This window comes from Streptomyces aurantiacus (assembly GCF_001418335.1).
Classification (GTDB): Bacteria; Actinomycetota; Actinomycetes; order Streptomycetales; family Streptomycetaceae; genus Streptomyces; species Streptomyces aurantiacus.
The window spans coordinates 39011-64341 of the sequence record NZ_LIPP01000051.1; the positions used below are offsets into that span (position 1 = coordinate 39011).

At 68.7% G+C, this 25331-nt stretch carries 20 protein-coding genes and 2 tRNA genes; 4 read left to right on the forward strand and 18 right to left on the reverse strand.

What is annotated here, in order from left to right; all coding sequences use genetic code 11:
- Positions 1 to 97 precede the first annotated feature (97 nt).
- The 10 genes from AOK01_RS08075 to AOK01_RS08120 all read right to left on the reverse strand — a co-directional run bounded on the left by AOK01_RS08075 (position 98) and on the right by AOK01_RS08120 (position 13850).
- Positions 98 to 1612, reverse strand: a complete 1515-nt coding sequence (locus AOK01_RS08075) for a CYTH and CHAD domain-containing protein (protein WP_055509947.1) — start codon at positions 1610 to 1612, stop codon at positions 98 to 100.
- 168 nt (positions 1613 to 1780) lie between these two features.
- Complete coding sequence (gene rodA, locus AOK01_RS08080) at positions 1781 to 2980, reverse strand: rod shape-determining protein RodA (RefSeq protein ID WP_055509949.1); 1200 nt, start codon at positions 2978 to 2980, stop codon at positions 1781 to 1783.
- Positions 2977 to 5235, reverse strand: coding sequence for a penicillin-binding protein 2 (gene mrdA, locus AOK01_RS08085; RefSeq protein WP_055509951.1), 2259 nt, complete (start codon positions 5233 to 5235; stop codon positions 2977 to 2979). Before mrdA ends, rodA begins: the two co-directional genes overlap by 4 nt.
- Before the next feature lie 69 nt (positions 5236 to 5304).
- The gene (gene mreD / locus AOK01_RS08090) at positions 5305 to 5976 is read right to left on the reverse strand and encodes a rod shape-determining protein MreD (RefSeq protein WP_055509953.1); all 672 of its coding nucleotides are present in this window, start codon (positions 5974 to 5976) and stop codon (positions 5305 to 5307) included.
- 14 nt (positions 5977 to 5990) lie between these two features.
- On the reverse strand, positions 5991 to 6935 hold the full coding sequence (gene mreC, locus AOK01_RS08095) for a rod shape-determining protein MreC (RefSeq protein ID WP_055509955.1): 945 nt from the start codon (positions 6933 to 6935) through the stop codon (positions 5991 to 5993).
- Positions 6936 to 7127: 192 nt separating this feature from the next.
- A complete protein-coding gene (locus AOK01_RS08100) occupies positions 7128 to 8147 on the reverse strand; it encodes a rod shape-determining protein (protein ID WP_055509957.1) in 1020 nt (339 codons plus the stop codon).
- A 332-nt stretch (positions 8148 to 8479) separates the two neighbouring features.
- Positions 8480 to 8893, reverse strand: coding sequence for a nucleoside-diphosphate kinase (ndk, locus tag AOK01_RS08105; RefSeq protein ID WP_055509959.1), 414 nt, complete (start codon positions 8891 to 8893; stop codon positions 8480 to 8482).
- 233 nt (positions 8894 to 9126) lie between these two features.
- The gene (locus AOK01_RS08110; RefSeq protein ID WP_055509961.1) at positions 9127 to 9471 is read right to left on the reverse strand and encodes a DUF4233 domain-containing protein; all 345 of its coding nucleotides are present in this window, start codon (positions 9469 to 9471) and stop codon (positions 9127 to 9129) included.
- A gap of 3 nt (positions 9472 to 9474) precedes the next feature.
- The gene (gene folC, locus AOK01_RS08115) at positions 9475 to 10998 is read right to left on the reverse strand and encodes a bifunctional tetrahydrofolate synthase/dihydrofolate synthase (protein WP_055509963.1); all 1524 of its coding nucleotides are present in this window, start codon (positions 10996 to 10998) and stop codon (positions 9475 to 9477) included.
- A gap of 227 nt (positions 10999 to 11225) precedes the next feature.
- A complete protein-coding gene (locus AOK01_RS08120; protein ID WP_055509965.1) occupies positions 11226 to 13850 on the reverse strand; it encodes a valine--tRNA ligase in 2625 nt (874 codons plus the stop codon).
- A 135-nt stretch (positions 13851 to 13985) separates the two neighbouring features.
- On the opposite strand from AOK01_RS08120, the gene AOK01_RS08125 reads away from it, so the two are divergent.
- Complete coding sequence (locus AOK01_RS08125) at positions 13986 to 14939, forward strand: hypothetical protein (protein ID WP_055509967.1); 954 nt, start codon at positions 13986 to 13988, stop codon at positions 14937 to 14939.
- 107 nt (positions 14940 to 15046) lie between these two features.
- Here the strand turns inward: AOK01_RS08125 and clpX are convergent, their stop codons facing one another.
- The 5 genes from clpX to AOK01_RS08150 all read right to left on the reverse strand — a co-directional run bounded on the left by clpX (position 15047) and on the right by AOK01_RS08150 (position 20035).
- Positions 15047 to 16333, reverse strand: coding sequence for an ATP-dependent Clp protease ATP-binding subunit ClpX (clpX, locus tag AOK01_RS08130; protein ID WP_055509985.1), 1287 nt, complete (start codon positions 16331 to 16333; stop codon positions 15047 to 15049).
- Positions 16334 to 16493: 160 nt separating this feature from the next.
- Positions 16494 to 17174: an ATP-dependent Clp protease proteolytic subunit gene (locus tag AOK01_RS08135; protein ID WP_055509969.1), complete on the reverse strand. Its 681-nt coding sequence runs from the start codon at positions 17172 to 17174 to the stop codon at positions 16494 to 16496.
- Positions 17175 to 17274: 100 nt separating this feature from the next.
- On the reverse strand, positions 17275 to 17880 hold the full coding sequence (locus AOK01_RS08140) for an ATP-dependent Clp protease proteolytic subunit (protein WP_055509987.1): 606 nt from the start codon (positions 17878 to 17880) through the stop codon (positions 17275 to 17277).
- Between the two features lie 421 nt (positions 17881 to 18301).
- Positions 18302 to 19720: a trigger factor gene (gene tig, locus AOK01_RS08145; protein WP_055509972.1), complete on the reverse strand. Its 1419-nt coding sequence runs from the start codon at positions 19718 to 19720 to the stop codon at positions 18302 to 18304.
- 238 nt (positions 19721 to 19958) lie between these two features.
- Positions 19959 to 20035: transfer RNA gene (locus AOK01_RS08150), tRNA-Pro, on the reverse strand.
- A 152-nt stretch (positions 20036 to 20187) separates the two neighbouring features.
- On the opposite strand from AOK01_RS08150, the gene AOK01_RS08155 reads away from it, so the two are divergent.
- Positions 20188 to 20258: transfer RNA gene (locus AOK01_RS08155), tRNA-Gly, on the forward strand.
- A gap of 138 nt (positions 20259 to 20396) precedes the next feature.
- Here the strand turns inward: AOK01_RS08155 and AOK01_RS08160 are convergent.
- Positions 20397 to 21239 carry an alpha/beta fold hydrolase gene (locus tag AOK01_RS08160; RefSeq protein ID WP_055509974.1) on the reverse strand — a complete coding sequence of 281 codons (843 nt, stop codon included), beginning with the start codon at positions 21237 to 21239 and terminating at the stop codon, positions 20397 to 20399.
- Positions 21240 to 21402: 163 nt separating this feature from the next.
- Positions 21403 to 21597: a hypothetical protein gene (locus tag AOK01_RS08165; protein ID WP_055509976.1), complete on the reverse strand. Its 195-nt coding sequence runs from the start codon at positions 21595 to 21597 to the stop codon at positions 21403 to 21405.
- Positions 21598 to 22210: 613 nt separating this feature from the next.
- Between AOK01_RS08165 and AOK01_RS08170 the strand changes: the two genes are divergently transcribed.
- Complete coding sequence (locus tag AOK01_RS08170) at positions 22211 to 23398, forward strand: acyltransferase family protein (protein WP_055509977.1); 1188 nt, start codon at positions 22211 to 22213, stop codon at positions 23396 to 23398.
- A gap of 17 nt (positions 23399 to 23415) precedes the next feature.
- On the opposite strand, the gene AOK01_RS08175 is transcribed toward AOK01_RS08170, so the two are convergent.
- Complete coding sequence (locus AOK01_RS08175; protein WP_055509979.1) at positions 23416 to 23955, reverse strand: HD domain-containing protein; 540 nt, start codon at positions 23953 to 23955, stop codon at positions 23416 to 23418.
- Positions 23956 to 24116: 161 nt separating this feature from the next.
- On the opposite strand from AOK01_RS08175, the gene AOK01_RS08180 reads away from it, so the two are divergent.
- A complete protein-coding gene (locus AOK01_RS08180; RefSeq protein ID WP_055509981.1) occupies positions 24117 to 25304 on the forward strand; it encodes a cation:proton antiporter in 1188 nt (395 codons plus the stop codon).
- Positions 25305 to 25331: the final 27 nt, after the last annotated feature.

The window sequence follows — 25331 nt, forward strand, 5'->3', positions numbered from 1 at the left end:
GCCTAACGTGCCCACGGGCAGCCCCCGTCCGCCGTTCGGAGCCACCCGCAGGGACCCCTCCGGGCACACGCCCCTCCACTACGCGTCCCGGCGCCGCTCAGACGCTCGTCCCCTTCCTGATCGTCTCCCACGCCCCGGGCAGCTCGGCCTCCACGGCGGTGGCGGCGCGCTCCTCACGCCCGTACAGGACCCCGTACGTGAAGCTGTTCTCCCCCGCCGCGTGCGCCTGGGTCGCCAGGTCACGCAGCGCCTCCCGGGCCATCACGCTGTCCTGGTGCTCGCCGAGCAGGCTCTGGAGCGACTTCATGTCGCTCACCAGGCTCTTCGCGGGTTTCCCGAGGACGGGCGCGGCGAGTTCGGCCGCGTAACGGGTGCGCTTGGTCTTCTTGCGGGCCTCGTGGATCGCGAGGTCACGGCTCTCGCCGGGCGGCAGCTCGATGGCCTCCCCGACCAGTCCTGACAGCTTGTCGAAATCCTTGCGCACGGCCTTCGTGACCGCCTTCTGTGTGGTGTCCGCGGCGGCCTCGCGCAGCGGCGGGGTGGCGAGCAGCGCGTCGAGGGAGACCAGGAGATCCAGGTAGCGGGCGCCGTCGAGGACCGCGACCAGGCGGCGCCTGGAGCCGGCCCGACGGGCGTTCGCCCAGGTGCGCAGCCGGCCGCGGACGGGCCCGGCGAGCAGGGCGCGCGGCAGTTCGCCGAGATTCCCGGTGAGCCGCTCGGTCAGGACCTCGTGGTCGCGGTCGACGCCCAGCTCCCCCGCCAGCCACTTCAGTTCGTCGCGGATCGGGTCGGTGACGGCCCGGTCCAGGACATTGCCGTACGAGCGGAAGGTGCTGCGCAGCCGGCGGGTGGCGACGCGCATGCTGTGCACGGCGTCGTGGACGTCCCGCCGGACGGCCGGGTCGAGTTCGACGATCGCGTCGCGCTGGGTCCGGACGTACGCGAGGACGTGGTCGCCCGCGGTGACGGGCGCCGCCCGCACGACGGCCGCCTTGCGCGGCCTGCGGCCGGTCTCCTCCAGTGCCCTGGCGAGCTTGGACGCCGACGTGGAGCGGGAGACGCCTGCCTTACGCAGTTTCTTCTCGACCTTGTCGAGGAAGGCGGGGTCGCCGTCGTCCGCCAGTTCGACCTCGATCTCGGTCCACCGGGCGGTGCCGTCGCCGCCGCTGAGCCGCTCGGCCTCTACGCGGTCGACGCTGATCTCGGCGAGCAGGCCCCCGGCCTCGTCGACGAGGTGGCGGACGTCGCGGGCCGACCGCAGCCGTACGACGGGGATCAGCTCGGCCCCGCGCACCCGGGAGCGGACGAGTCCGGTGAAGGTGCGGGGCACGGTGTCGGACAGCGGGGCGTGGATCTCGTCCCGTACGCCCTCGGAGACGGGAAGTTTCAGATGCCAGCCCGCGTCGTCGCCACCGGTGCGGCGACGCAGGGTGAGTGACGCGGCGGCGAGGCGTTGGTCGGCCGTGTCGTAGTAGGTCGCGTCGAGTTCGGCGACGCCCTTGTCGACGACGGCCGAGACGCCCGGGACACGCGTCAGGTCCGGCAGATCCGACAGTCCGGCATGCTCATCGGCTTCGTACTTACGCTCGATCTCCCGCTTTGTCTCCGCCATGATCTGAATCTAGACGCGATCGAGGCCCCTGGGCAGCCCCCGAACCCCGTATGGATCGCCGACCCGCGCCCCGTAAGGGGCGCGGGGAACTGCGCGCCCAGCCCCCACACACCCGCACCCGACAGGCAGCCCGCACCCCTCGGGGCCACGCCAACCCCAGTGGAACGCCTACGCCGACATGGGGCGCTGCACCCTGATCGACTGCAACAGCCCTATGGCCACCCACACCGCGAACATCGACGAACCTCCGTACGAGACGAAGGGCAGTGGGAGTCCCGCGACCGGCATGATGCCCAGCGTCATCCCGACGTTCTCGAAGGACTGGAAGGCGAACCAGGCGATGATCCCGGCGGCCACGATCGTGCCGTACAGCTCGGTCGTCTCGCGGGCGATGCGGCAGGCCCGCCACAGGACGACGCCGAGCAGGAGCAGGATGAGCCCGGCGCCGAGGAAGCCGAGCTCCTCGCCCGCGACCGTGAAGACGAAGTCCGTCTGCTGCTCGGGCACGAACTGGCCGGTGGTCTGCGAGCCCTTGCCGAGGCCGGTGCCGAACAGGCCTCCTGAGCCGATCGCGATCCGCGCCTGGTTGGTGTTGTAGCCGACGCCCGCCGGGTCCAGCTTCGGGTTGGCGAAGGCCGCGAAGCGGTTGATCTGGTACTCGTCGAGGATCTTGAGCTGCCAGACCGCGATCGCCCCGAGGGCGCCGGCTCCGATCAGGCCGAAGATCCAGCGGTTGGAGGCGCCGGAGGCGAGCAGCACACCGAGCACGATGATGACCATGACCATGACCGAGCCGAGGTCGGGCATGAGCAGGACGACCAGTATCGGTACGACGGCGAGGCCCAGCGACTGCAGGACGGTGCGGTGGTCGGGGATCGCCTTGTCGCCCGCGTCGACCCGGGCCGCGAGCAGCATCGCCATGCCCAGGATGATCGTGATCTTCACGAACTCGGAGGGCTGGAGCGAGAAGCCGCCGCCGACGATGATCCACGCGTGCGCGCCGTTGACGGTCGCGCCGAGCGGGGTCAGCACCAGCAGGACCAGGAAGACGGAGAGCCCGTACAGGATCGGTACGGCCGTGCGCAGGGTGCGGTGGCCGAGCCAGACCGTGCCGATCATCAGGGCGAAGCCGATGCCCGTGTTGAGCAGATGCCGGAACAGGAAGTAGTACGGGTCTCCCTGGTTGAGCTCGGTGCGGTTGCGGGTCGCCGAGTAGACGAGGGCCGCGCCGATGAAGGAGAGCGCGATGGCCGCGAACAGTATCGGCCAGTCGAGTCTGCGGGCCAGCGAGTCGCGGGCGAACAGCCGGGTCCAGCCGGCGCGTTCGGGCCCGTATCCGGAGACGGAGAAGCCGTTCGCGCCGGTCATGCGAGCGACCTCCGCCTCTTCTTCGGGTGGCGGGCCGAGCGTCTGCGCGTGTTCCGGTCGGTGCCGGTGCCGGTGTTCGGCACAGTGGCGGCCGGGTTGTCGTACGCCACCTGCTGCTGTCCCTCCTCGGTGGCCTGTTCCTCCTCCTTGGGCGGGTACACCTCGGCCTTCGGGGAGTCGATCGACCCGTCCTTCTGGACCTTCGGCAGATTCTTCTGCGGCGTGTAGAGCAGGGCCTTCTTCTGGTCGATCTTGCCGTCCTCGGAGACTCCGTACAGCGCGTTGTAGATCTTGCGCACGGCGGGGCCCGAGGCGCCGGAACCGGTACCGCCCTGGGAGATGGTCATGATGACCGTGTAGTCCTTGGTGTACGTGGCGAACCACGAGGTCGTCTGCTTGCCGTAGACCTCGGCCGTACCCGTCTTGGCGTGCATCGGGATCTTGTCCTGCGGCCAGCCGTCGAACCGCCAGGCGGCCGTACCGCGGGTCGCGACTCCCGCGAGGGCGCCGTCTATGGCGTCGCGGGTGCTCTTCGTCATCGGCAGTTTGCCGTGCGACTTCGGCTCGATCTCCTGGACGGTCCTGCCGTCCGGGCTGATGATCGCCTTGCCGACGCTCGGGTCGTAGAGCGTGCCGCCGTTGGAGATGGCCCCGTAGATCGTCGCCATCTGGATCGGTGTGACGAGTGTGTCGCCCTGGCCGATCGAGTAGTTGACGGAGTCACCGGCGCGCATCCGGTTGCCTTCGAGGCAGTTCTCGTACGCGATCTGCTGGGCGTACGAGCCGCCCTTCTTGCCGGACTTGCACCAGGCGTCCTTGTTGGCCTTCCAGTAGTCCTGCTTCCACTGGCGGTCGGGGACGCGGCCGGCGACCTCGTTCGGCAGGTCGATGCCGGTCTCCTTGCCGAGGCCGAACTGGTGGGCCGTCTTGTAGAACCAGTTCTTGGCGTTCTTCTTCGGCGTGATGCCGCCGTCCTTCTTCCACTCCGCGTGCGAGAGGCCGTAGAAGACGGTGTCGCAGGAGACCTCAAGGGCGCGGCCGAGGCTGATCGGGCCGTACCCCTTGGACTCGAAGTTCTTGAAGACCTGGCCGCCGATGGAGTACGAGGCGCCGCATTGGTAGGGGCCTTCGAAGGAGTAGCCGGCGTTTATGGCGGCGGCCGTCGGAACGACCTTGAAGATCGAGCCGGGGGCCGACTGGCCCTGGATGGCGCGGTTCAGGAGCGGGTAGTTGGAGGCCTTGCCGGTGAGCTTCGTGTAGTCCTTGCCGGAGATTCCGCCGACCCAGGCGTTCGGGTCGTACGACGGGTTGGACGCCATCGACACGACCCGGCCGGTCTTGGCCTCCATGACGACGACGGCACCGGAGTCGGCCTTGTAGTTCTCCCCGGTGTTCTTGTCGAACTCGGTACGGGCGACCTTCATCGCCTCGTTCAGTTCGTACTCGGCGACGCGCTGGACGCGCGAGTCGATGCTGGTGACGACGTTCGCACCGGGCTCGGCCTTGTCGCTCTCGGCCTGGCCGATGACCCGGCCGAGGTTGTCGACCTCGTAGCGGGTGACGCCGGCCTTGCCGCGCAGTTCGCTGTCGTACTGGCGCTCAAGGCCCGAGCGGCCCACCTGGTCGGAGCGCAGATACGGCGAGTCGCTGTCCTCGGCCTTGGTGATCTCCTCGTCGGTGACGGGCGAGAGATAGCCGAGGACCTGCGCGGTGTTGGCCTTGCCGGGGGCGGCGTAGCGGCGGACTGCCTGCGGTTCCGCGGTGATGCCGGGGAAGTCCTCGGCGCGCTCGCGGATCTGCAGGGCCTGCTTGGGTGTGGCCTCGTCGGTGATGGGGATCGGCTGGTAGGGCGAGCCGTTCCAGCACGGCTGCGGCGTCTTCGCGTCGCACAGCCGGACCTTGTCGCGGACGTCCGCGGCCTTCATGCCGAGGACGCCAGCGAGTTTGGCGAGGACGGCGGCGCCGTCGTCCTTCATCTTCGACAGGTCGGTGCGGGACGCGGAGACCACGAGCCGGGTCTCGTTGTCGGCGATCGGCACCCCGCGGGCGTCCAGGATCGAGCCGCGCACGGCGGGGCTGACGACCTGCTGGACGTGGTTGCCGGAGGCCTCCTTGGCGTACTCGTCGCCGTTGCGGATCTGGAGGTACCAGAGGCGTCCGCCGAGGGTGCCGAGGAGGGACAGTACGAGGATCTGGATGACGACGAGCCGGATCTGGACCCGTGGGGTCCGGCCGGTCTCGGGAATGTTGGTCACTGCTCCCCCTCCCTCAGCTCGTGCGGTGTGCAGTTGTCGTGCGGTGTGCTGGTGTCGTGAGTGCCGCTGTCACAGCCGCTTGACCCCCTTGATCCGTCCCGCCCGGGCCGCCCGCGCCTTGGCCGCCTTCACTCTGAGTCCGCCGCGCTGGCTGCCGATGCGCAGGCCCGTGCCGGCGGTGAGCCAGCCCGCGGCGACGTCGGCGGGCTTGGCGGAAGCGCTGGTGTCGGCGAGCGGATCGTTCTCCGCGCGCCGGGCCAGGGCCATGATCCCGGGGACCACGAACGGGGCGAGGAGCAGGTCGTACAGGGCGGCCGTGAACAGCAGGTTGCCGAGGCCCACATGGCGCGCTGCGGTGTCGCCGACGAGGGCGCCCACTCCCGCGTACAGGAGGGTGGAGCCGACCGCGGCGGCCACGACCACGGCCATCGGGCCCGTCGCGGATCTGAGCCTGCCGTTGTCGGGCTTGGCGAGTCCGGCGAGGTAGCCGATGACGCACAGCACGAGGGCGTAGCGCCCGGCGGCGTGGTCGGCGGGCGGGGCCAGGTCGGCGAGCAGCCCGGCGCCGAAGCCGACGAGGGCGCCGCCGACGTGGCCGTAGACCAGGGCGAGGCCGAGGACGGTGAGCAGCAGGAGGTCCGGTACGGCGCCCGGCAGGTGCAGCCGGGCCAGGACGCTGACCTGGATCACCAGGGCGACGATCACCAGGGTCGCGGAGAGCAGCATTCGGTTGAAGCGCATGGGGAACTCAGCTCCTACTGCTCTTGCTGCAGGCCGTCGGCGGACGCTTCGCCCGAGGGTGTGACCGTCACGGTCACGGTGGGCGTGGGCGTTGGCTTCGGTTTGGGCGGCAGCACCTCGTCGCGCGGGTCCTTGCGCGGGGCCTGGACGACGACACCGACGATGTCGAGCTTGGAGAAGGACACGAACGGCGTGACGTAGATCGTGCGGGTCAGGTCGCCGCCGGAGGGGTCGACGCGGGAGACCAGGCCGACGGGGACGCCGGGCACGAACGGCTTGTCGGCCTGGGAGCCGAAGGTGACCAGGCGGTCGCCCTTCTTGATCTTGGCCTTGCCGTTGAGCAGTTCCACGCGCAGCGGACGGTCGCCCTGGCCGGCGGCGAAGCCGAGCTCGTCGGTGGACTCCATACGCGTACCGACCGTGAAGTCGGGGTCGTTGGCGAGCAGCACGGTGGCGGTGCGGGGGCCCACGGTGGTGACGCGCCCGACCAGTCCGTCTCCGTTGAGTACGGTCATGTCGCGCTGGACGCCGTCGTTGGCGCCGACGTCGATGGTGACGGTCCAGGAGAAGCCCTGGGCCGCTCCTATGGCGATGACCTCGGCGCCCTTGATCCCGTACTGCCCGGCGCCCGCCGTCTTGAGCATCTTGTCGAACTGTCCCAGACGGCTGCGGTTGCGGTCGTCGCTGCCCAGTTTCGCCTTCAACTCGGCGTTGTCGCGCTCCAGTCGGGCGACGCGGTCGTGGCGGCCGCCGGAGTCCTTCACGGCCTGGATCGCGTTGCCGACGGGATCGACCGCGGTCGACACCCCGTCCTCGATCGGGCCGAAGACCGTGGCGGCGCCGCGGCGGGCACCGTCCACCGGGGAGTCCTCACCACCGCGGATGTCCACCGTGATCAATGCGAACGCGATGGCGATCAGCAGCACCAGGAGCAGCCGGCTCTCTCGTGTGTCCCTCACGTGCGGCGGCCGTGCCTTCCTCGTCGGAATTCGTGTATGGCTCACCCGGCGGCGTCGTCCCGCGGGTCTTCAGGTCTACGGGTCTACGGGTCTACGGGTCTACGGGGGTCTTATGGGGGAGCTTATGTCTCAATATCAGCGATCCGCCGTACGAGAAGGGATCATCTCGTACGGCGGAATCGAAGAGTTACGTCATCTGCGCGGCTGGGCGTCCAGTACCTGCTGAAGCGCCTCGAATTCCTCTACGCACTTGCCGGCGCCGAGCGCCACGCTGTCCAGCGGGTCCTCGGCGATGTGGATCGGCATGCCCGTCTCGCGGCGCAGCCGCTCGTCGAGGCCGCGCAGCAGGGCGCCGCCGCCGGTGAGTACGATTCCGCGGTCCATGACGTCGCCGGACAGCTCCGGCGGGCACTTGTCGAGGGTGGTCTTGACGGCGTCGATGATCGCGTTGACCGGTTCCTCGATGGCCTTGCGCACTTCGGCCGCCGAGATGACGACGGTCTTCGGGAGGCCGGAGACCAGGTCCCGGCCGCGGATCTCGGTGTGTTCGTCCTTGTCGAGGTCGTACGCGGAACCGATCGTGATCTTGATCTGCTCGGCCGTCCGCTCACCGAGAAGGAGCGAGTACTCCTTCTTGATGTGCTGGATGATCGCGTTGTCCAGCTCGTCGCCTGCCACGCGGATGGACTGTGCCGTGACGATTCCGCCGAGCGAGATGACCGCGACCTCGGTGGTGCCGCCGCCGATGTCCACCACCATGTTGCCCGTGGCCTCGTGGACCGGCAGGCCGGAGCCGATGGCCGCGGCCATGGGCTCCTCGATGATGTGCACCTGGCGGGCGCCGGCCTGGGACGACGCCTCGATGACGGCGCGGCGCTCGACGCCCGTGATGCCGGACGGCACGCAGACGACGACGCGGGGACGGGCGAGGTAGCGCCGCTTGTGGATCTTCAGGATGAAGTAGCGGAGCATGCGCTCGGTGATCTCGAAGTCGGCGATGACGCCGTCTCTCAGTGGGCGCACGGCAACGATGTTGCCCGGCGTCCGCCCGATCATCTTCTTCGCTTCCGCGCCGACCGCGAGGATGCCGCCGGTGTTGGTGTTGATCGCGACGACTGACGGCTCGTTGAGTACGATCCCGCGACCCCTGACGTACACCAGCGTGTTGGCGGTCCCGAGGTCGACAGCCATGTCACGGCCGATGAACGACATTGAGTTCCCCATCAGGATTCGTCTGGCCTTCCCAAGTGGAGCTTTTGATGGCTTTTTAGGACGGCGAGGGTGAGCGCTGTGACGTGAAGGCTTCCATCGTAGTCTCGCCTGCACGAACACTGCGCGAGGGTCTTCGCCATTGTCACCAGATGACGCAGCGCCTCGCTCCTGGAGACGGGCCATCGGAGCAACCCGTTCCCCCGATCGCCACGCATATGCCGGTGGGTAGCGACCATTCTGCGCAGACCGCAGGTCAGACGCCTACCTGTCTGACAAGGCTTCAGAAGATTTTCACACCCGGTGCCGTCACGCCGGACCAGAAAGGAAGGTCGTCACACCAGGCCGGGGAAGAAGATCTTCAGCTCGCGCTCGGCGGACTCCTCGGAGTCGGAGGCGTGGATCAGGTTCTCCCGGACGATGACACCGAAGTCCCCACGGATGGAGCCGGGAGCCGCGGCGATCGGGTCGGTCGGACCCGCGAGCGCCCGTACGCCCTCGATGACGCGCTCCCCCTCGACGACCAGCGCCACGACCGGGCCGGACGCCATGAAGGTGACCAGCGGCTCGTAGAAGGGCTTGCCCTTGTGCTCCCCGTAGTGCTGCTCCAGCGTGTCCTGGTCCAGGGTGCGCAGCTCCAGCGCGGTGATCCGCCAGCCCGCCTTGCGCTCGATACGGCCGATGATCTCGCCGGTCAGGCCACGACGGACCGCGTCGGGCTTGAGAAGGACGAGGGTGCGCTGGCTCACGGTGGTGGCTCCTTCAGGGTCACAGATGTGCGGATGACGAGGCTACAGGGCGTGTCAGGGTGCGTGTTACGCAGTGTCAGGTGCTACGGCCCCTGAAGGGCAGGGGCGCAGCCCCGCCTTTCAGGGGCGCGGGGAACTGCGCGACAAGCCCCCACCGACCCGCACCCGACACACAGCCGACATACCCCCGCCGGACACCCACCGCAGGCATTCGAGGGCGGAGGCACCCCCTCCTACCCCTCCACCCCAGCCTGCGCAGCAAACCGCGCCTTCGCTTCCTCCACCTTCCGCCCGTAGTGGACCGAGGCCCACCACAGCGCGGCGAAGACGGCACCGAGGAAGAACATCACCGGCACCACCAACCCGCTCGCGATCAGCGCGATCTGCAGCGCCCAGCCCAGCTGGATGCCTCCCGGCCGCGTGATCACCCCGCACAGGAGCAGGCACAGCACCATCGCGATCCCGCTCACCGTCCAGACCGTGGTCATGGACAGGTCGGGGTCCTTCATCGCCACGAGCCCGGCGAACCCGATCACGAAGAACTCGCCGATCAGCGTCGAAGCACAGAGCGTCCGCATGGCTCAGCCCCTCCCCAGCAGCAGCCGGGCCTCGCCGACCGTGATGACGGAACCGGTCACGAGGACACCACCGCCCGCGTACTCGCCCTCCACCTCGGCCAGCGTGATCGCGGCCTCCAGAGCGTCGTCGAGACGGGGCTCGACCTGCACCCGGTCCGCCCCGAACACCTCGACGGCGATCGCGGCGAGCTCGTCCGTGTCCATCGCGCGATGGCTGGAGTTCTGCGTGACGACGACCTCGGTGAAGATCGGCTCGAAGGCCTCAAGGAGCCCTCGTACGTTCTTGTCGCCGCTCGACCCGACGATGCCGATCAGCCGGCTGAAGTCGAAGACCTCACGGATCGCCTCGGCGGTCGCGCGGGCGCCCGCCGGGTTGTGCGCGGCGTCCAGCACGACGGTCGGCGACCGGCGCACGATCTCCAGCCGCCCCGGCGAGGTGACCGACGCGAAGGCCTTGCGGATCGTGTCGATGTCGAGCGGCTCGGGCCGCTGCGACCCGACGCCGAAGAACGCCTCCACGGCGGCGAGCGCCACCGCGGCGTTGTGCGCCTGGTACGCCCCGTGCAGCGGGAGGTAGACCGCTTCGTACTCCCCGCCGAGACCGCGGAGCGTCAGCAACTGGCCGTCGACCGCGACCTGCCGGCTCACCACACCGAACTCAAGCCCTTCACGGGCCACGGTGGCATCGACCTCGACGGCCTTCTTGAGCAGCACCTGGGCGGCGTCGACGGGCTGCTGGGCCAGGATGACCGTGGCCCCCTGCTTGACGATGCCCGCCTTCTCCTTGGCGATCTCCCCCGGGGTCTCCCCCAGCCGGTCGGTGTGGTCCAGATCGATGGGGGTCACCACGGCGACATCCCCGTCGATGACGTTCGTGGCGTCCCAGCTGCCGCCCATCCCGACCTCCACGACGGCCACGTCGACGGGCGCGTCCGCGAAGGCCGCGTACGCCATGCCCGTGAGCACCTCGAAGAAGGAGAGGCGGAACTCCTGACCTGCGTCGACCATCTCGACGTACGGCTGGATGTCCTGGTACGTCTCCACGAACCGCTCGGCCGGGATCGACGCCCCGTCCAGGCTGATCCGCTCGGTGATCGACTGGACGTGCGGCGAGGTGTACCGGCCGGTGCGCAGGTCGAAGGCGCCGAGCAGGGCCTCGATCATGCGGGCCGTCGACGTCTTGCCGTTGGTCCCCGTGATGTGGATCGCGGGGTACGCGCGCTGCGGCTCGCCGAGTACGTCCATGAGCGCGGCGATCCGCGTCACGGACGGCTCCAGCTTGGTCTCGCCCCACCGCGTGGCGAGCTCGGCCTCGACCTGGCGCAGCGCCTTGTCGGCCTCCGGGTCGTCGGGGCGCGCGGGGATGTCGGCCGGCGGCGGGCCGCCCCGCGTGCGCAGGGTGCGGCTGCCGGCCTCGATCACGGCCAGGTCGGGATCACGTCCCGTCTCGGCCTCGACGATCTCGTCGAACGGATCGGAGACGTCGTCCGGGTCGGACTCACTGCTGTCGCGCGAAAACTCACTCACCCACCCAGTCTACGGAGCCCACGCCTCACAGGAACCGCCGCCCGCGTCGTGCCGCGCCCCGACAAGCGCAGGGGGCCGCGCCCCTGCTTTTCAGGGGCACGGGGAACTGCGCGACCAGCCACAACGGGCCCGCACCCGACGACAGGGCATGGGCAGGCCGAGGGCCCCGGAACCACCGGTTCCGGGGCCCTCGGCCACGTACACACCCGCACCCCAGCCGGCGGCGACTACGCCACAGGCAGCCCCTCCAGCTGGGCCTGAAGCCGGGTGATGTCCTCGTCCGCCTTGGCAAGCCGCGCCCGGATCTTGTCCACGACCTGATCCGGCGCCTTCGCCAGGAACGCCTCGTTCCCCAGCTTGGCGTTCGCCTGCACCTTCTCCTTCTCCGCGGCGGCCAGATCCTTCGCGAGGCGCTTGCGCTCCGCCGCCACGTCGATCGTGCCGGAGAGGTCGAGCGCGACCTGCGCGCCCGCGACCGGCAGGGTCGCCGTCGCCTCGAAGGCCTCGCCCTCGGGCTGCAGACGCAGCAGCTGGCGGATGGCCGCCTCGTGCGCGGCGAAGGCCGTCCCGTCGAGGGTCAGCCGGGCCGGCACCCGCTGGCCGGGCTGCAGCCCCTGGTCGGCACGGAAGCGGCGGACCTCCGTGATGACCTGCTGAAGCGACTCGATCTCCCGCTCGGCGCCGGCGTCGCGGTAGCCGCTGTCCTTGGGCCAGTCGGCGATCACGACGGACTCGCCGCCCGTGAGGGTGGTCCAGAGGGTCTCCGTGACGAACGGGACGACCGGGTGCAGCAGCCGCAGCGTGACGTCCAGGACCTCGCCGAGGACCCGCTTGCTGACGTCGGCGGCGGCGCCGCCCGCCATGAACGTCGTCTTCGACAGCTCGACGTACCAGTCGAAGACCTCGTCCCAGGCGAAGTGGTACAGCGCGTCGGAGAGCTTCGCGAACTGGTAGTCGTCGTAGAACGCGTCGGCTTCCGCGACGGTCTCGTTGAGGCGGGAGAGGATCCACCGGTCCGTCGCCGACATCTCGGACGGGTCGGGGAGCGGCCCTTCGACCGTCGCGCCGTTCATCAGCGCGAACCGCGTCGCGTTCCAGAGCTTGTTGGCGAAGTTGCGGGACGCCTGGACCCAGTCCTCGCCGATCGGCACGTCCGTACCGGGGTTGGCTCCGCGGGCCAGGGTGAAGCGGACGGCGTCGGAGCCGTACTTGTCCATCCAGTCCAGCGGGTTCACGGTGTTGCCGTAGGACTTCGACATCTTCTTGCCGAGCTCGTCGCGGACCATGCCGTGGAGCGCGATGGTGCGGAAAGGCGCCTGGCCGTCCATCACGTACAGGCCGAACATCATCATGCGGGCGACCCAGAAGAACATGAGGTCGTACCCGGTGACGAGGACGGAGTTCGGATAGAACTTCTCCAGGTCCGGGGTCCGCTCCGGCCAGCCGAGGGTGGAGAAGGGCCACAGGCCCGACGAGAACCACGTGTCGAGGACGTCGGTGTCCTGGGTCCAGCCCTCGCCGGCCGGCGGCTGCTCGTCGGGGCCGACGCAGACCGTCTCGCCGTTCGGGCCGTGCCAGACCGGGATGCGGTGGCCCCACCACAACTGCCGTGAGATGCACCAGTCGTTGAGGTTGTCGACCCAGTCGAAGTACCGCTGCGACATGTCGGCGGGGTGGATGTTCACGTCTCCGTCGCGGACCGCGTCACCGGCCGCCTTGGCGAGCGTCTCGACCTTGACCCACCACTGCAGGGACAGGCGCGGTTCCAGCGTCGTCTTGCAGCGCGAGCAGTGGCCCACCGAGTGGACGTACGGGCGCTTCTCGGCGACGATCCGCCCGTCGGCGCGCAGGGCGGCGACGATCGCGGAGCGGGCCTCGAAACGGTCGAGGCCCTCGAACGGGCCGTGCACGGTGATGACACCGCGCTCGTCCATGACGGTCAGCGCCTCCAGGCCGTGCCGCTGGCCGATGGCGAAGTCGTTCGGGTCGTGGGCCGGGGTCACCTTGACGGCACCGGTGCCGAACTCCGGGTCGACGTGGGTGTCCGCGACGACGGGGATGGTGCGGTCGGTCAGCGGCAGCTTGATCTGCTTGCCGATGAACGACGCGTACCGCTCGTCGTCGGGGTGGACCGCGACCGCGGTGTCACCGAGCATCGTCTCGGCGCGGGTCGTCGCGACGACGAGGGTCCGGTCGCCTTCGCCGTACTTGATGGAGACGAGTTCACCGTCGTCGTCCTGGTAGTCCACCTCGATGTCCGAGATCGCGGTGAGGCAGCGCGGGCACCAGTTGATGATGCGCTCGGCGCGGTAGATCAGGCCGTCGTCGAACATCTTCTTGAAGACGGTCTGGACAGCCCTGGAGAGACCCTCGTCCATGGTGAAGCGGTCCCGGTTCCAGGCGACACCGTCGCCGAGACGACGCATCTGGCCGGCGATCTGACCGCCGGACTCCGCCTTCCACTGCCAGACACGGTCGACGAAGGCCGCACGCCCGAGATCGTGGCGCGACTTGCCCTCCTTGGCGAGCTCACGCTCGACCACGTTCTGGGTGGCGATGCCGGCGTGGTCCATGCCGGGCTGCCACAGCGTCTCGTAGCCCTGCATGCGCTTGCGACGGGTCAGGGCGTCGATCAGCGTGTGCTCGAAGGCATGTCCGAGGTGCAGCGACCCGGTGACGTTCGGCGGCGGAATGACGATGGTGTACGGCGGCTTGTCGCTCTTCGCGTCGGCAGCGAAGTAACCCCGTGCGACCCAGCGCTCGTACAGCTCTCCCTCTACCTCGGCCGGCGCGTACTGGGTCGGCAGTTCGGGGGTGTCGGCTGGCGGCTGCTGCTGAGCGTTGTCGGTCACCCACTCAGTTTAGAGGTGTCACGGGCCCGCTCCGAAACTCGATTACTTGGTAACGGTGCGGCCCCCGATGCGCCGGCCACCCGTCCCTTGGGTGAGGATGTTCGAGCCACATAAGCATCTGGAGGGGAACCCAGAATGAGCTACAACCAGCCGGGCCCGTACGACGGGCAGCCCCAGCAGCCCGGACCGTACGGTCAACCGGGTCCTTACGGCCAGCAGCCGCAGGCCCCCCAGCCCGGCTACGGATACCCGCAGCAGCCTCCCGGCCAGCAGCCGGGCTACGGGTACCCGCAGCAGGCCCCTCCCGGAGCTCCTCCGCAGCAGCCCGGCTACGGCCAGCAGCCGCCGTACGGCCAGCAGCCCCCCGGCGCTCCCTACGGCGCCCCGATGCCGCCGGCTCCCGGCGGGGGCAAGAAGAAGACGGGCCTGATCATCGGCGCGGTGGCGGTGGTGGCCGCGATCGCCGTCGGCGCGTACTTCGTCATCGGCGGCAGCGACAGCGGCGGCGGGGACGTCGCGGACGACGGCCCGCACAAGCTGACGACTCCCGCGACGGTGCTCACCGAGTACAAGAAGGGCGACGACTCCGAGGACGGCATGACCAAGTCGGACCTGAAGGACGCCGAGTCCTGGGGCGTGAAGAACCCCAAGGACGTCAGCGCCTCCTACACGGCGGGCGACGAGAGCAACCCGCTGGCCGGCAAGATACTCAGCTTCGGTGGCGTGTACGGGGAGATCGAGGACCCCGAGAAGGCCGTCGACGGGATGTTCACGTACATGGAGAAGCAGTCCAAGGAAGGCGACGCGGACGCGGAGGTCACGCTGGTCGGCAGTCCGAAGGCGTACGAGCCCGCGTCCCTCGACGGCGCCGTGCTCAAGTGCCAGCAAGCCAACGTGGACAACTCCGAGGCCAAGGCGGGCGAGCCGAAGAACGTCAAGATCACGATGTGCATCTGGGGCGACCACAGCACCATCGGCTTCGTGATGCCGATGGAGTTCGCGGACATCGCGGCGGGCAAGAGCGCCGATCCGGCGGAGGCCGCCGAGACAACGGCCAAGTTCCGCAAGGAAGTCCGCGTCAAGATCTGACCGACGCCACACACAACGGCGAAGGCGCACACAACGGCGAAGGGGCCCCGGTCGGTCGACCCGGGCCCCTTCGCCGTACTCGCTTCGGTGCGTCCGTACGCGTCGCTCTACGCGGTCTTCTGCTCCCCCGGGCCCCGGCCGCGCGCGTCGCGCGGGATCAGGGTCGGGTTCACGTTCGAGCGGACGACCTCCGAGGTGATGACGACGCGGGCCACGTCCTTGCGGGACGGGACCTCGTACATCACCGCCTGCAGGACCTCTTCCATGATGGCGCGCAGACCGCGCGCGCCGGTCTGGCGGAGGATGGCCTGGTCGGCGATGGCCTCAAGGGCCTCACGCTCGAAGTCCAGCTCCACGCCGTCCAGTTCGAAGAGGCGCTGGTACTGCTTCACCAGCGCGTTGCGCGGCTCCACCAGGATCTGGAGGAGGGCCTCGCGGTCGAGGTTGTGGACCGACGTGATGACCGGGAGACGGCCGATGAACTCCGGAATCATGCCGAACTTCACCAGGTCCTCGGGCATGACGTCCTCGAAGCGGTCCTTCGCCTCAAGTTCCTTCTTCGAGCGGATCGTCGCGCCGAAGCCGATGCCCTTGGCTCCCGCGCGGGACTCGACGAGCTTCTCCAGGCCCGCGAAGGCGCCGCCCACGATGAACAGGACGTTCGTCGTGTCGATCTGGATGAACTCCTGGTGCGGGTGCTTGCGTCCGCCCTGCGGAGGCACGGAGGCCGTGGTGCCCTCCAGGATCTTCAGCAGGGCCTGCTGGACGCCCTCGCCCGACACGTCACGCGTGATCGACGGGTTCTCGCTCTTGCGAGCCACCTTGTCGATCTCGTCGATGTAGATGATGCCGGTCTCGGCCTTCTTGACGTCGTAGTCCGCCGCCTGGATCAGCTTCAGCAGAATGTTCTCGACGTCCTCGCCCACGTACCCCGCCTCCGTGAGCGCCGTCGCGTCGGCGATGGCGAACGGGACGTTCAGCATGCGGGCCAGGGTCTGGGCAAGGAGTGTCTTGCCGGAACCCGTCGGACCGAGCAGCAGGATGTTGGACTTCGCCAACTCGATGGCGTCCTCACGGCTTTGACCCGTGGTGTTCTCGCCGGCCTGGACCCGCTTGTAGTGGTTGTACACCGCGACCGAGAGTGCCTTCTTGGCGGACTCCTGGCCTACGACGTACCCCTCAAGGAATTCGTAGATCTCACGAGGCTTGGGCAGTTCCTCCCAGCGCACCTCGCTCGTCTCCGCGAGTTCTTCCTCGATGATCTCGTTGCAGAGATCGATGCACTCGTCGCAGATGTACACACCAGGGCCTGCGATGAGCTTCTTGACCTGCTTCTGGCTCTTGCCACAGAACGAGCACTTGAGCAGATCGCCGCCGTCACCGATGCGTGCCACGGTGTGCTTCCCCTTCGCCTGGGAGACGCCTAGGTCCAGCGGCTCCTGGTGCTGCCTTATGTCCGACGGTACCTTGCCGAGCCCCCCGTTCGGGCCCCCCTTGGCGCGGTTCACTTTGTCGTGAACCGCGTCAAGGAGCGGCAGACGATACAGCGCTGCGTCACGCGACCGAAGCGTTGTTCATCTTCCGGGTCGAAATGATCTGGTCGATCAGGCCGTACTCAAGGGCGTCCTCGGCCGTCAGGATCTTGTCGCGCTCGATGTCCTCGCGGATCTTCTCGATCGCCGTCGTCGAGTGCTTGGCCAGCATGTCTTCCAGCTGGGCGCGCATCCGGAGGATCTCGTTGGCCGCGATCTCAAGGTCCGAGACCTGGCCGCGGCCGGTCTCGCTGTACGGCTGGTGGATCAGCACACGGGCGTTCGGAAGGGCCATGCGCTTGCCCGGCGTGCCGGCCGCGAGCAGGATCGCGGCGGCCGAGGCGGCCTGACCCATGCAAACAGTTTGGATGTCCGGCTTCACGAACTGCATCGTGTCGTAGATCGCGGTGAGCGACGTGAAGGAGCCGCCGGGGCTGTTGATGTAGACCGAGATGTCACGGTCGGGGTCCATCGACTCCAGGCACAGCAGCTGCGCCATGACGTCGTTGGCGGAGGCGTCGTCGATCTGCACGCCGAGGAAGATCACGCGCTCCTCGAAGAGCTTCGCGTACGGGTCGTACTCACGGACGCCCTGCGAGGTGCGCTCGACGAAGCGCGGGATGACGTAACGGGACTCCGCGCGAGGACCGGTGTACTCGGCCTGCGTCCGGGCGTAAAGTCCGCTGCCGGGGAAGTCGTTCACTGTGTCTCCTGAAGAGCCTGGTAAGGGCTGAGGCGGTCGGTTGGGGGCTCTGAGGGGCTTGGTGTCGGCCTGCGCCGACGCCCGGTCGGCGTGAGCCGCCCTACGCCGCCCCTGTGCCGCCGCCACCCGGCATTGCGGAAGCGGTGGGCATGATGTCGTCGATGAGGCCGTACGCCTTGGCCTCGATCGGGTCGAACCAGCGGTCCCGGTCCGAGTCGCGGGTGACCTGCTCCACGGTCTGGCCGGTGTGGAAGGAGGTCAGCTCCGCCATCCGCTTCTTGGTGTGCAGCAGCCGCTCGGCGTGGATCTTGATGTCCGACGCGGAACCGGCGAGACCGGCCGAGGGCTGGTGGATCAGGATCTCCGCGTTCGGCAGCGCGAAGCGCTTGCCCGGAGTACCCGCGCTCAGCAGGAACTGGCCCATGGAGGCCGCCATGCCCATCGCGATCGTCACCACGTCGTTCTTGATGTACTGCATGGTGTCGTAGATCGCCATGCCGGCGGTGATCGAGCCGCCGGGGCTGTTGATGTAGAGGAAGATGTCCTTCTCCGGGTCGGAGGCAAGGAGCAACAGCTGCGCCGTGATCTTGTTGGCGATGTCGTCGTCGACCGCCTGGCCGAGGAAGATGATCCGCTCGCCGAGCAGCCGGTTGTAGACCTGGTCGCCGAGGCCACCACCGATGGGGTCGCCGGCGGCTGTGGGCATCAGATTCGTCACGTATCCACCTGCTCGTCTTACGACGGCGCCGGGCCGTCTACACGTCTTCTGCTGGGGGCGTGGGACCCCGTGTGCGTGCCGTGTCGGACGGCTCCGGGGACTACCCCGCCCTCGTACTCATGGACCCTAACGCGCGGGTCCCTCCGGGGAATCCCGGAGAAGGAACTGTTCGCTGTGAGCGCATGCGCTCCGCTGGGTTCAGCAGGGAATTCGCCGGGGCCCGCCCCACCAGGGGCGCGGGGAACTGCGCGAGCAACCCACGACAAGCCGCACCCGCCGAACGGCCGTCGGAGGCAGACGCGACTGCGGCCCCGTGGGGGCTGGTCGCGCAGTTCCCCGCGCCCCTGGAAGGCCCTGCGGGCCCCCAGGACGTGTCCTGGGGGCCCGCAGTACGTACTGACGAGGCGGATCAGGCCTCAGGCTTGGCCTCGGTGGCCTCGGGAGCGTCGGCGGCCGCCGGGGCGTCCTCAGCCGCTTCCTCGGTCGAGCCCTCGGCAGAGACCTCGTCCTCGTCCTCGTCGTCGTCCAGGTCCACGATCTCGCCGTTCGTGTCCTTGACGGTGGCGGCCTCGACGACCACGGCAAGGGCCTTGCCGCGGGCGACCTCGCCGACCAGCAACGGAACCTGGCCGCCCTCGACGACCTGCTGGGCGAACTGGTCGGGGGACATGTTGGAGGAGGCCGCACGCCGCATGAGGTGCTCGGTGAGCTCCTCCTGGTTGACGTTCAGCTTCTCCTTGTTGACGAGCTCGTCCAGGACGAACTGCGTCTTGATGCCCTTGACCGCGGCTTCCTTGGTCTCGGCCTCGAACTCCTCGGCCGTCTGGCCCTGGATCTCCAGGTACCTCGCCAGGTCCAGGCCCATCTGGCCGAGCTGGTGGTGCTCCAGGTTGTGCTTGCGGGTGTTGATCTCGTCCTCAAGGAGCTTCTCGGGGACGGGCACCTCGACGAGCTCCAGCAGCTTCTCCAGGACTCGCTCCTGGGCCTGCGTGGCCTGGTCGTACTGCTTCATGTTCTCAAGGCGCTTACGGCTGTCCGCGCGGAGCTCTTCGAGGGTGTCGAACTCCGACGCGAGCTGCGCGAAGTCGTCGTCCAGCTCGGGCAGCTCACGCTTGGCGACCTGGGTGACCTTGACGGTGACCTCGGACTCCTTGCCGGCCGCCGAGCCGCCCTTGAGCTCGGAGGCGAAGGTGGCCTCGCCACCGGCCTCCAGGCCCGTGACGGCGTCGTCGACGCCTTCCAGCAGCTCACCGGAGCCGATGGTGTAGGAGACGCCGCTCGCGACGCCGTCCTCCAGGACCTCGCCGTCGACCTTGGCCTCCAGGTCGAGGGTGACGACGTCACCCTCCTCGGCGGCACGCTCGACGGGGCTGGTCGAGGCGAAGCGCTCACGCAGCTCCTCGACGGCCTTGTCGATGTCCTCCTCGCCGACCTCGACGGCGTCGACCTCGACCTCGATGCCGGAGTAGTCCGGGATCTCGATGGTCGGACGGATGTCGACCTCGGCGGTGAAGTTCAGCGTCTCGCCGTCCTTCAGCTCCGTGATGTCGACCTCGGGCTGGCCGAGGACGTTCAGCTCGGACTCGTTGACCGCGTCGGTGTAGAACTTCGGAAGCGCGTCGTTGACCGCTTCCTCCAGAACCGCACCGCGGCCGAACCGCTGGTCGATGATGCGCGCCGGAATCTTGCCCTTCCGGAACCCCTTCACCGTGACCTGCTGGTTGATCTTCTTGTACGCCGCGTCGAGGCTGTCCTTGAGCTCCTCGAAGGGCACCTCGATGCTGAGCCGAACCCGGGTCGGGTTCAGGGTCTCCACGGCGCTCTTCACGGTTCGGTCTCCTTGGGGGCTGACTTCTTGGGGTTCCACTGACGATCCCTGCCGGATACGGCGGAGTCCCAGTGGATTGGCGGCCCTTGTTGGCGACCCTTGAGGGACGTAACAATGCAGACACACGGGCGCGCAGTCTGCATACTAGCCGCAGCCGGTACACGCCCCAAAAGGTGATCTTGCGATGACCCGGCACGGAGGTCCGGCACTGCGGTCCGGCAGGCTGGTTCCGGCGTGGTGGTCGGGGTGGCGGGATTTGAACCCACGGCCTTCCGCTCCCAAAGCGGACGCGCTACCAAGCTGCGCCACACCCCGTCTGGTGCGACACGTAGGGTACATGCCCGCGGACCGTGCGACTCCCCCATTTCACGGGGCGCCCCCACCCACCGGAACGGGATGTGCGACGAGGGGGCACGACCCGCTAGGATGCTCCAGTGCCGCGTGTCACTGACCTGCGGCGCACGTGTGCGGGCGTAGCTCAATGGTAGAGCCCTAGTCTTCCAAACTAGCTACGCGGGTTCGATTCCCGTCGCCCGCTCTCGACAGGTCAGGGCCAGGTCGGAGGTTCGTTCCTCCGCCTGGCCCTGACGCGTTTCCGGTCCCTTTGTTCCGTTCTCTGTTTGTTCCGTTCTTTGTTCCGTTCTTTCTTCCGTTCATTGCTCCGTGTCGGGCCGGCTCAGTCGCCGAGGAACGTGAGCAGGGCGGCGAGCAGCCGGGCCGGGGCGTCCAGCGGGACGAGGTGGCCGGCGTCCGGGATCGTGCGCAGGCGGGCGCCCGGGATCAGCGCGGCCAGTTCCTCGCCGCGGGCGGGCGGGAGCCAGGTGTCCTCCGCGCCCCAGCAGACCGTGACGGGCAGGGCCATCGTGGGGTACAGGTCCTGGATCTCGTCGGTGTGACGCTGGTCGGCCTGGGCGATCTGCCGGTAGAACGCCGCCTGCCCCGCCTCGTCCGTCCAGGGGGCGACCAGCCCGGCCAGGACGTCGGGCCGCAGTCCGCGATGGCTCGCGGAACTCACGTACTCACGGACCAGGGCCTCGTGCAGCGGGGCCGGGAGCCGGCCGAAGACGTCGGCGTGCTCCGCGACCAGGCGGAAGAAGGGCGAGCCCCAGGGCGCCAGCGCGACGGGGTCGACCAGCGCGAGACGCCGGTACTCGGCCTTGTGGAGCAGGTGCGCGCGAAGGGAGACGCAGCCTCCGAAGTCGTGCGCGACCACCGAGGGCCTCGAAAGACCCCAGACACCGAGGAGTTCGGCGAACACCTCGCCCTGCGCCCTCAGCGAGACGTCCTGGCCTTCGCTCTTCCCGGACTGTCCGTAGCCGGGCATGTCCCAGACGTGGACCCGGTGCCCCTCGGCGGCCAGCGCCGGGGCGATCTCGTGCCACACGTAGGACGAGAACGGGGTGCCGTGCAGCAGCACCACCGGCAGGCCGTCCTGCGGCCCGAGGCGGTCCCACCGGAGGGTCCCGATCGGGCTCTCCCAGCTCTCGCGCAACTGCCAGGCGGTGGTCTTCGGGTCCATGTCGGCGGGCTCCTTCGACGAGGGGTCGTACGGCCGACGACAAGGTCGTACGACGGTCACGGGCGCCCTGCGTCCACCGGAGGGCCCGGGAAGCCCGGGAGCCGGGAAGCCCGGGAGCCGGGGGGATTGTTCGAGTGCCGGGCTCGGGCTGGTGCGAATCCGCTCAGAACTGGATCGAGTTGATGGTCTCCGCCACCGAGTCGAGGAACCGTTGGATGTCGTCCGCCATGCCCGTGGACGCGAGGAAGAATCCGAAGAGCACGGCTACCACCGCCGGCCCTCCCTTGATCGATCCACCCCGTATCAACACCACCAGGACGATCCCCAACAGCAGCACCACTGACAGCGAAATGGCCACAACTGATCACACCCTACGGTCGGTCCGCTCTCCCGGCCCGGAGGTGCAGCCCCGCACACCCCCGCCAGAACCATCGTGCCACCAACAGCCCCGCCGTATGCGGCGGGTGGGGCATCCATCGGCCGTCGACGCGAACGGCCGGGCTCCGTACGGCAATTCGAGGGGTCTCTCACACGACAAATCAAGAGCGATCGTTGCCATGTCCACCCACCTCTGCACACAACCTGTTCGCAGGTAATTCGAATTGTTGCCACAGGCACACCGATGACCCTGCTGGAGGGGTCACCAGCCAGTCGCCGGCGGGTCATTAACAGGTCACTAAAGGCGACTCAACCGGACATTTCACCAGAGTCGCCCGCGGGTGGTATGCGATGTTTAGTCATGACGAATCAGGGCGTAACACCCGTACACAGTGTGGGGATCGCCATAGTCGTCGCCATGTCAACTTCATCAAATACCGGGTACCCGCAGGAGGATATGCAGGAATCGACTCAGGGGTTTTACGGAATCCCACAGACAACGCTAGGGTGCCTCAGATGTCCTACGCTGCCTCGTCCCCCGCATGTGCAGCGAGGTCGCGGATCGACTCCCCCAGCTCCTGGTGGGAGGGTCTGTGACGAACTCGCTCCGCCCGCACGGCCAACAGAGCGCTCCACTCCCGCCGGCCCGGCCACCGGCGCCGGGAGTACCGGGCCCGCGCCCGTCCGAGACGCCGCGGACTCCGCAGGCGGGCACCGCCGCCGGGCCGGACGCCAGACCCGCCAAGCAGCGTGACGCGTTCTTCGACAACGCCAAGTACCTCGCGATCGTGTTCGTCGCGATGGGCCACGCCTGGGAACCGCTGACCGACCACAGCCGCGCCGCCGAGGCTCTCTACATGGTCGTCTACACCTTCCACATGCCGGCCTTCATCATCATCTCCGGCTACTTCTCCCGCAGTTTCGACATGCGCCCCGACCGGCTGCGGCGGCTGGTCACGGGTATAGCCGTGCCGTACGTCCTCTTCGAGGTGGCGTACTCCCTCTTCAAGAAGTGGGCCGATGACGACCCGGGCCACCCGATCAGCCTGCTGGACCCCTGGTACCTCACCTGGTTCCTGGTCGCGTTGTTCGTGTGGCGGCTGACCGTCCCGCTGTGGAAGGTCGTGCGCTGGCCCGTACCGCTCGCGCTCGCCGTCGCCGTCCTCGCCTCCGTCTCCCCCGACATCGGTGACGACCTGGACCTCCAACGCGTTCTGCAGTTCCTGCCGTTCTTCGTCGTGGGTCTGTTCATGAAGCCGGAGCACTTCCAGCTGATGCGGCGCCGTGAGGTCCGCGTCCTGTCGGTGCCGGTTCTCGCGCTCACGCTGGCTTTCGCGTACTGGGCGGGGCCGCGCATGAACTCGGCCTGGTTCTACCACCGTGACAGTGCCCAGGAGCTGGGCGCGCCCTGGTGGGCGGGTGTCGTGATGACGCTCGCGATGTTCGGCTGCTCGATGGTGCTCACGTCGTGCTTCTTCGCGTGGGTGCCGCGCCGCAAGATGTGGTTCACGGTGCTCGGCGCGGGCACGCTGTACGGCTACCTGCTGCACGGCTTCCTGGCCAAGGGCTCCCGTTTCTGGGGCTGGTACGACGACTACGCCTGGCTGAACCATCCGGTCGGCGAGGTGCTCGTGTCGGTCTTCGCCGCGGCCTTCATCACCGCGTTGTGCACTCCGTTCGTACAGCGGGTGTTCCGCTTCGCGATGGAGCCGAAGATGGAGTGGGCGTTTCGGCGGGACGCCACGGAGGTGGCCCGGGAGCGGGCCAAGGCCAGGGCCTGAGCCCCGGGCCCCTAGCCCTAGCCCCGACTGCGGGTCCGTTGTGGCTGGGCGCGCAGTTCCCCGCGCCCCTTTGGGGCGCCGGGCCCGGCAAGGCCCAGGAGTTCGCGCATCTTCGCGTACTTCTGGGTCAGGCGGGTTCTGGTCGGCTCGGTCAGGGTCGCCAGTCTTGCCGGGTCCGCGTTGTGGGCCAGGTCGGACTCCTTCACCAGTAGGGCTCCCGGTGTGGCCAGTACGCGCCCGGCGTACGCCTCCGGGGGCTCGCCCGCCCGCTTGGTGACGGCCAGCACGATGTCCTTCGTACGCGCGGAGAGCGCGGCCCCCCGCAGCCAGTCCTCGGAGAGCGCGTCGTCCTCGACCGAGTCGTGCAGCCAGGCGGCGGCGATCTGCTCCTCGTCACCGCCGCGGGCCCGGACCCCGTCGGCCACCGCCCGCAGATGCTCGGCGTACGGGCGCCCCGCCTTGTCGGTCTGAGCCGCGTGCGCGTCGCACGCCAGAGCCTCGACTTCGGCGAGGGCCAGCGGAGTGGCCCCGGGCGTCGGGCACTCGTTGTCGGTCATGTGTCGAGTGTGCCCCCGTCACGTGAACCGTCACGCAAACAGCGCCCCATTGCCATCCTTAATCATTTGGTAAACTAACTACTGACGCTTCCTTGACCTCCCCTTGACTCACCAGACCATGGAGGAACGGACCCATCGGACACGCAGAGCTCCTGATCGCCATGGGCGGCGCCTTTCTGGCCGCCGCCGTTCTCGCCCGCGCGGGTGCCCGGATCGGGCTCCCCACCATTCCCCTCTTCATCCTGGCCGGAATCCTGCTCGGCCCCCACACGCCCGGCTTCGTGCTCGTCTCCGACCCGCACGACATGGAGATGCTCTCCGCGTTGGGCCTGGTGCTCCTGCTCTTCTACCTCGGCCTCGAATTCCACATGGACGACCTCAGAGCGGGCGGGCGCCGGATGGCACTCGCCGGCGGGACCTACCTCGCCCTGAACGTCGGCGCGGGCCTGGGCTTCGGCTTCGCCCTCGGCTGGGGTACGTCCGAGGCGCTGGTGCTCGCCGGAGTGCTCGGCATCTCCTCGTCCGCGATCGTCACGAAAGTGCTGGTCGACACGGGGCGGCTCGGCAACCCGGAGACCAAGCCCATCCTCGGCATCATCGTCGTGGAGGACGTCTTCCTCGCCCTCTACCTGGCGGCCCTCCAACCGATCCTGTCCGGCTCCGACTCCCTCGGCGCGGCGGTCCTGGACGGCGGCAAGGCCTTCGCCTTCCTCCTGCTGCTGGCGCTCGCCGCCCGCTTCGGTACGCGGATCGTGGGACGCCTCTTCGACACCAAGGACGACGAGTTGCTCGTCATCTCCTTCCTCGGCGCGGCCGTGTTCATGGCGGGGGTCTCGGAGTGGTTCGGGGTCGCGGACGCGATCGGGGCGTTCATGGTCGGCCTGATGCTCGGCAGCACGGCCTCAGGACCGCGCATACTCAAGCTGGTCCATCCGCTTCGGGACGCCTTCGGCGCGATGTTCTTCTTCGCCTTCGGGCTCTCCATCGACCCGGGCGACCTCCCGACCGTCCTGTGGCCGGTCCTGGCGGCGGTGGCGCTGACGCTGGTCATGAACGTGCTGGCGGGGCTGGGCGCGGCCCGTGTCTACGGCTTCGGGCCCGGCCCTGCCGCCAACATCTCCACCACGCTCCTGGCTCGCGGCGAGTTCGCCCTCATCCTCGCCACGATGGCCGCGGTGGCGGGGCTCGACGCCCGGCTGTCGCCCTTCATCGCGGGGTACGTGCTCGTGCTGGCCGTTCTCGGGCCGCTGGCGGCGGGGCGGTCGGGATGGCTGGCGAGGGTGTTCCCTGGCGGGAAGGCTGCCGCCGAGGGGGAAGCGGAGGGGCAGGAGGCGGCACGGGTCGGTTGACGGGGGGTTTCCTCGCCCCCGCCGCCC

Bases quoted from the DNA above. Each gene is read 5' to 3' on its own strand.
- AOK01_RS08075 (WP_055509947.1), bottom strand. From the start codon at position 1,612: ATGGCGGAGACAAAGCGGGAGATCGAGCGTAAGTACGAAGCCGATGAG.
- rodA (WP_055509949.1), bottom strand. From the start codon at position 2,980: ATGACCGGCGCGAACGGCTTCTCCGTCTCCGGATACGGGCCCGAACGC.
- mreD (WP_055509953.1), bottom strand. From the start codon at position 5,976: ATGCGCTTCAACCGAATGCTGCTCTCCGCGACCCTGGTGATCGTCGCC.
- AOK01_RS08100 (WP_055509957.1), bottom strand. From the start codon at position 8,147: ATGTCGTTCATCGGCCGTGACATGGCTGTCGACCTCGGGACCGCCAAC.
- AOK01_RS08110 (WP_055509961.1), bottom strand. From the start codon at position 9,471: ATGCGGACGCTCTGTGCTTCGACGCTGATCGGCGAGTTCTTCGTGATC.
- AOK01_RS08125 (WP_055509967.1), top strand. From the start codon at position 13,986: ATGAGCTACAACCAGCCGGGCCCGTACGACGGGCAGCCCCAGCAGCCC.
- AOK01_RS08140 (WP_055509987.1), bottom strand. From the start codon at position 17,880: ATGCCCACAGCCGCCGGCGACCCCATCGGTGGTGGCCTCGGCGACCAG.
- AOK01_RS08160 (WP_055509974.1), bottom strand. From the start codon at position 21,239: ATGGACCCGAAGACCACCGCCTGGCAGTTGCGCGAGAGCTGGGAGAGC.
- AOK01_RS08175 (WP_055509979.1), bottom strand. From the start codon at position 23,955: ATGACCGACAACGAGTGCCCGACGCCCGGGGCCACTCCGCTGGCCCTC.
- AOK01_RS08180 (WP_055509981.1), top strand. From the start codon at position 24,117: ATGGGCGGCGCCTTTCTGGCCGCCGCCGTTCTCGCCCGCGCGGGTGCC.